Source organism: Desulfobaculum sp. (assembly GCF_054921475.1).
Genome location: NZ_JBUDSW010000214.1, coordinates 1 through 6,638, shown reverse-complemented (window position 1 = coordinate 6,638; position 6,638 = coordinate 1). Strand labels below are relative to the sequence as shown.

4 protein-coding genes and 1 tRNA gene are annotated in these 6,638 nt (G+C 57.8%); all 5 read left to right on the top strand.

The genetic code is table 11. The features are described 5' to 3' along the window. Positions 1 to 2,246, top strand: a 2,246-nt coding sequence (locus tag ACY69P_RS12855) for a methyl-accepting chemotaxis protein (RefSeq protein ID WP_462327760.1), incomplete at its 5' end; no start/stop codon positions are given. Positions 2,247 to 2,552: 306 nt separating this feature from the next. Next, a complete protein-coding gene (locus tag ACY69P_RS12850) occupies positions 2,553 to 3,902 on the top strand; it encodes a sodium-dependent transporter (RefSeq protein ID WP_462327759.1) in 1,350 nt (449 codons plus the stop codon). Between the two features lie 455 nt (positions 3,903 to 4,357). Then, on the top strand, positions 4,358 to 5,707 hold the full coding sequence (locus ACY69P_RS12845; RefSeq protein ID WP_462327758.1) for a sodium-dependent transporter: 1,350 nt from the start codon (positions 4,358 to 4,360) through the stop codon (positions 5,705 to 5,707). A gap of 107 nt (positions 5,708 to 5,814) precedes the next feature. After that, on the top strand, positions 5,815 to 6,291 hold the full coding sequence (locus tag ACY69P_RS12840; protein WP_462327757.1) for an N-acetyltransferase: 477 nt from the start codon (positions 5,815 to 5,817) through the stop codon (positions 6,289 to 6,291). Positions 6,292 to 6,371: 80 nt separating this feature from the next. Continuing rightward, positions 6,372 to 6,458 (top strand) — tRNA-Leu (locus tag ACY69P_RS12835). Positions 6,459 to 6,638: the final 180 nt, after the last annotated feature.

Below are 6,638 nucleotides of genomic sequence, written 5' to 3'. Positions count from 1 at the left end.
TTATCCAGTCATTTACAAAGGGTGAATTTACCTGTGCCACGGGACTTTTGTGGTTTTGTAACCCCAAGGAGGAGGAAATCTTGGGCAAGTTCACCAATGTGAAGATGATGTATCGGATCATGTTGCCAACAGCGGCGCTGGTTATTGTAGCGCTTGCTGTTATTGAGTTTACGGCAACGCGCCAGAGTTCGCAGGCCATTCGGAATGTGGCTGAACGGGAAATGACGGCTCTTGCCGGGGAGTATGGCAATATCGTCAGGGCGCGGATTCAGTCCGGACTGGACCGGGCGGGAGCTTTGGCGCAGGCCATGGGCGGTATGCGTGAAAAGGGCCGGACGATGGACCGCCCCCTTGCGGTGGAGCTGCTGCGGAGCATTGTGGAAGGCAGCGACCTGTTCCACGGCGGCAGTATGGGCTGGGAGCCGGAAGCCTTTGACGGGCGCGACAGCGAGTATGTGGGCGCGCCGTACCACGACGAAACGGGCCGGTTTATCCCGTATGTGTACACGGCTGGGGCAGTGACGAAGGTTAAGGAATTGGCCGAGTATACCGTGCCGGGCGATGGTGACTATTATATTGTGCCAAAGCAGCGGGGCAGGGCGTTTGTGACGCCGCCGTACCTGTACCATGTGGGCGGCCAGACGCTGATGCTGACGACGACCAGTGTCCCTATTCTGGTGCATGGACGCTTTCAGGGCATTGTTTGCCTTGGGCTTGCTATATCGGACATTAACCGGATGATTAATGACCTGAAGCCGTATGAAACGGGCTATGCGTTCCTGCTGACGGGGAGCGGACAGGTTGTTGCCCACCCGGATGAGGACCTTATCTGCAAGGATATCTTCCGGGAAACGGATGTGCAGAGCGAGCGCGGGCTGAAGCGCGCCATGTCGTCGGGGAAGCCTTTCTTCACCGAAACGGTGGACCCGGCAACGGGCAAGCACTCCTTACTGCGTTATGTTCCGATTCCTCTGGGGGACACGGGGCAGAATTGGTACTTGGCGGTCAGTGCGCCGCTGGAAAACATTACCCGTGATGCCAGCGTGCTGCTGCGCGATTTGACCATTGTGGGGCTGGGGACGTTGTGTGTAGTGCTGGTGGCGCTGTACTTTGTGGCGCGCAACCTGACCCGCCCCATCAAGCGCATGGTGGTGACGTCTAAAGAAATCGCCAGCGGCAATTATGATGTCGAAATGTCGGATAAGGGCTTTGGCGGTGAACTCCTCGACCTGAACCACGCCATGGGCGACATGGTTGATTCGCTTGTGGAGAATATCTCCCGTGCCAAGGAGATGACCGAGCAGGCCAAAACGCAGACAGTGATGGCCGAGCAGGCGTTGGAGGAGGCCGAAAAGGCCAAGCAGCAGGCAGAAAATGCCAAGCGTGAGGGCATGTTGCAGGCTGCTGAGGAATTGGCGGGCATCGTGGAACAGGTGTCCAGCGCGACGGAGGAGCTGTCCGCTCAGATTACGGAATCGACGCGCGGGTCCGAGGTGCAGCGTGAGCGTACCGGCGAGGCGGCCACGGCGATGGAAGAAATGAACGCCAGCGTGCTGGAAGTGGCGCGCAACGCCAGTCAGGCCGCGGAATCTGCGGACCGCGCGAAGGTTCAGGCCCAGTCCGGCGGTGATATCGTGAATAATGTGGTGGAGAACATTACGCAGATTCACCATATGTCCGAAGAACTGGAGCGCTCCCTTGGCGAGTTGGGTCAGGAGGCTGAAGGCATCGGCCAAGTGATGGAAGTCATCAATGACATTGCAGACCAGACGAACCTGCTGGCCCTGAATGCCGCCATTGAGGCCGCCCGCGCGGGTGAGGCCGGGTGCGGGTTCGCTGTGGTTGCGGATGAAGTGCGCAAGCTGGCAGAGAAGACCATGGCCGCCACCAAGGAAGTTGGAGCGTCCGTGCGCGCCATCCAAACGGGCACGAATCAGAACATCCAAAGCATGTCCGTTGCCACGGAAGAGGTGGGCAAGAGCACAGAATTGGCCCAGCAGGCAGGGTCTGCCCTTGGCACCATTGTGGGCATTGTGGAATCCACCGCCGATCAGGTGCGCAATATCGCCACGGCGTCGGAGCAGCAATCCAGCGCGAGCGAGCAAATCAACCGAAGCACCGAAGAGGTGAACGAGATTGCCTCGGTCAACGCGCAGGCCATGGACGAGTCCACCCGCGCGGTGAATGAACTCGTAACCCTTGCGGACAAGTTGAGCACGGTTATCGCCAACCTGCGCAATCAGTAGTCTGCGTCATACCCCGAGGCGAAGCGAAAATCGCCGGATATTCTGCGCCCGTCTTTCTTGCTTGAGGAAGGCGGGCGCAGTCGTTTGGGGATTTTTCCCGTGCTGGAGGCCGCTGCCGGGCGAGGGGGCGCCGTGGCGAAAAAGCCGCTGGTTGCCAAAGGCGTTATGACAAAGAGGACTTAGACTCTAGGGCGGTCATGAGCTAGATTCGCGCGTTCGGCAAGAGGCGACCTCCTCAAATGGTCAGGGAGGTGTGGAAGCAATGCATAACCCGTTATCCTGGGGGGATGGCGGAGGCAGGGTGAAATGACGAAGAGAGATGGATTTACTTCAAACATTGGCGTGACCCTCGCAACGCTGGGGTCCGCTGTCGGTCTTGGTAATATTTGGAAATTCCCATACATGACGGGCATGAACGGCGGCGCGTCGTTTTTGATTGTGTATGTGCTGTGTACATTCCTCGTGGGCCTTCCACTGATGGTTGCGGAGATTCTTATTGGTCGCAAGGTCAAGGCCAACGCCATCACCAGCTACAAGAGCCTGTCGCCCAAGGGCCAGCCGTGGTTCCTTATCGGCGTGAGTGGCGTGCTGTCGGCATTTTTGATTCTGGCATTTTATTCCGACGTAGCGGGCTGGGTTTTCGCCTATATTTTCAAGAGCATCGTGCTGGCCTTTACCGGTCCGGCGACTGCTGACAGCGGAGCCGTGTTTGCCGAGTTGGTGGCCGACCCTGTGCGGTCCTTGCTGTGGCAGTGGTTCGTCCTCATCTTTGTTGGCGGCATCATTATGATGGGCGTCTCCAAGGGCATTGAGGGTACGGTGAAGCGCCTGATGCCCGTGCTGTTCGTGTTGCTGATTGTCATGGGCGTGCGGAGCCTGTCTTTGCCCGGAGCCAGCGAGGGCCTTACCTTTCTGTTCTCCCCGGATTTCAGCAAGTTGAGCTTTACGGCTGTTCTGATGGCCATGGGCCTTGCGTTCTTTAAGCTGTCCGTCGGTATGGGCATTATGACGACCTATGGCAGCTACTACCGCGACGACCAAAACGTGCCCGTGACCACGCTGCGCGTTATGGTGGCCGACCTTGTGGTGTCGCTTTTGGCTGGCATTGCCATTTTCCCGGCGGTGTTTGCCTTTGGCATGGCTCCCGAAGCTGGACCGTCCCTGTTGTTTGTCACCATCCCCAAGGTGTTCGAATCCATGCCCCTTGGCGGCGTGTTTCAGGCGCTGTTCTTTATCCTGACGGGGCTGGCCGCCACGGGCGCGATGCTGTCGCTTCTTGAGGTGCCCGTTGCCTTTGCCACCGAGACGCTTGGCATGTCCCGCGCCAAGGGCACCGCTTTGACTGTTCTGCTGCTGGCCGCTGCGGGCGCCCCCGCGACGCTGTCCGAAAGCGTGCTGTCCGATGTGACCTTCTTTGGGCTGAACTTCTTTAGCCTGTACGACTATATGACGCAGAACGTTCTACTGCCGCTTGGCGGCGTGGCCGTCTGTGTGTTTGCAGGATGGGTGTGGGGAGCGGAGGCCTTCCGCAAAAGCCTCACCAATGACGGTGTACTGCCCCTTGAAAAGGTGGCAAAAAGCTTCCTCTTCCTGCTTAAGTTCGTCACCCCTGTGCTCATCATGATCATCATGCTGAAGGGGCTTGGCATCTTCTAGCAGTACTGTGAAAGGACGCGGTATAAAAACTCGCCCGGCATAGCGCGGGAATGCAGTGGCGCGCTCTGTAGACGTGCGCTCACGGCGAGCGCTTTGCGGTGTGTTTGACACCATGAAAAGTCACAAAATTGTGACAAAATTCCATAGCGCTTCATGCATGTGAAGTGCGGAACAAGTAGTGCATTGACGAGGGGTGTGGCAGCGTGCCGCGCCCCTCGTTTTTGTATTGTACAGCGGGCGGTAAAGAAGTGTGCGTCCTGTAGTGTTGCAGTTGCACGGCGGCGTTATAAAGATGCATCTTTTCAAGGAGTTATGGAAGAAGGGTTGTTTGACTCCAGCGTTGTCCTAGGGTACAAGGCGCAGTTTACTCAAGGTAGGCTCCCTGCATGGTCGCTGGGAGCGTGTACGCAACGTTCAGTCCGTTGTCCGGGGGGGATGACGGAGGTAGGGGTGATATGAGCAACAGAGACGGGTTTACATCGAGCATCGGCGTGACCCTTGCAACACTCGGGTCTGCGGTCGGTCTCGGTAATATTTGGAAATTTCCCTACATGACGGGGATGAACGGAGGCGCGTCCTTCCTCTTCATTTACGTCCTCTGCACTTTTCTTGTGGGGCTTCCGCTTATGGTGGCGGAAATCCTCATTGGCCGCCACGTGAAGGCCAATGCCATCACCAGCTACAAGAGCCTGTCGCCCAAGGGCCAGCCGTGGTTCCTTATCGGCGTGTGCGGCGTTATCTCCGCCTTTTTGATCATGGCGTTCTACTCGGACGTCGCGGGCTGGGTTTTCGCCTATATCTTCAAAAGCATCGGCATGCTCTTCTCCGGGCCAGAAACTGTTGATACCGCCAAGATGTTCACCGACTTGGTCAAGGACCCGGTCCAATCGCTGTTCTGGCAGTGGTTCGTCCTTATCTTTGTGGGCGGCATCATTATGATGGGTGTCTCTAAAGGTATTGAGGGCACGGTGAAGCGCCTGATGCCCGTGCTGTTTGTTCTGCTCATCGCCATGGGCGTGCGCAGCATGACGTTGCCCGGTGCATCCGAGGGCCTGACCTTTTTGTTCACGCCGGATTTCAGCAAGCTGAACTTTACCGCCGTGCTTATGGCTATGGGCCTCGCGTTCTTTAAGCTGTCCGTCGGCATGGGGACCATGACCACATACGGCAGCTACTACCGCGATGATCAGAATGTGCCCATCACCACGCTGCGCGTTATGCTGGCGGACCTTTCCGTGTCGCTGCTGGCCGGTATCGCCATCTTCCCGGCGGTGTTCGCCTTTGGCATGGCTCCCGAAGCCGGGCCGTCCCTGCTGTTTGTGACCATCCCCAAGGTGTTCGAATCCATGCCTCTTGGCGGCGTGTTCCAGGCGCTGTTCTTCATCCTGACCGGCGTGGCCGCCACTGGCGCAATGCTGTCGCTGCTTGAGGTTCCCGTTGCTTTCGCCACCGAAACGCTTGGCATGTCCCGCGCCAAAGGCACCATTCTTACCGTACTGCTGCTTGCCGCCGTGGGCGCGCCTGCCACGCTCTCCGAGAGCGTACTGTCCGACGTGACCTTCTTCGGCCTCAACTTCTTCAGCCTGTACGACTACATGACGCAGAACATCCTGCTGCCCCTCGGCGGCGTGGCGATTTGCCTGTTCGCCGGGTGGATTTGGGGGGCGGATGCCTTCCGCAAGGCCCTTACCAATAACGGCCTGCTGCGCCTTGATGGTGTGGCCAAGATGTTCATCTTTGTGCTGAAGTTCGTGACCCCTGTGCTGACGGTGCTCATCATGCTCAAAGGGCTTGGCATTTTCTAGCCACGCCATGCTGCGGCAGTGAGCGCATCACGAAGACACAACAAGGGGTACGGCGGTTGCTGTGCCCCTTTTTTTCTGATTCTCCATCTCGGCCAAAGGAAAGCGCCATGATTCGCGAATTCCGCACAGAAGACACCGACGCCGTCCTCGCCATTTGGCTTGACGCGTCCCTTGCCTCGCATGCCTTCATCGACGCTGCATTCTGGCGCGGAAACGTCCAAGCCATGCGCGAGGTCTATCTGCCCCTTGCCCGGACGTGGGTGTACGAGAAAAATGGGGAGGTTGCCGGGTTCATCAGCATGAATGGTGAGTACCTCGCCGCACTCTTTGTCGCGCCCAAGTGGCAGGGTAGGAGAGTGGGGACGACACTGCTCAACCACGCCAAGACCCTTTCACCCGTGCTGCGCCTTGCCGTCTACACCGAAAACACCGCCGCGTGCCGCTTTTACGCGCGCCATGGCTTCCTCTTGGTGCAGGAGCGCCTTGATGAAACAACCGGGCACCGCGAGCAAGTGATGCGCTGGGAGCAGCCCGGTTCCACCCGTTTTACGGCGGATGGCGGGAAAAATGACGTTGAACCATAAAAAATGATTGACGATACGCCGTCATATCTTATAGATACCTCTCCGTCAGCGGCGCAGAGCGCCAACTGACAATACCCCGTGCCGAAGTGGTGGAATTGGTAGACACGCTATCTTGAGGGGGTAGTGGCCGAAAGGCCGTGGGAGTTCGAGTCTCCCCTTCGGCACCATAAAGACGACAAAAGCCCGTAGCACACGCTGCGGGCTTTTTTGCGTCTGGTGGTGGGGCGTTGGGGCTGGGGAGTGGAGAGGGAAGACGAGAAGAGAAGAGAAGATGCCTTCGGCGAGTTAAGGAAATAATTTCCTTAACAATCCTTAGGATTTTTTGGACGGAAGCCGTCCAAAAAATA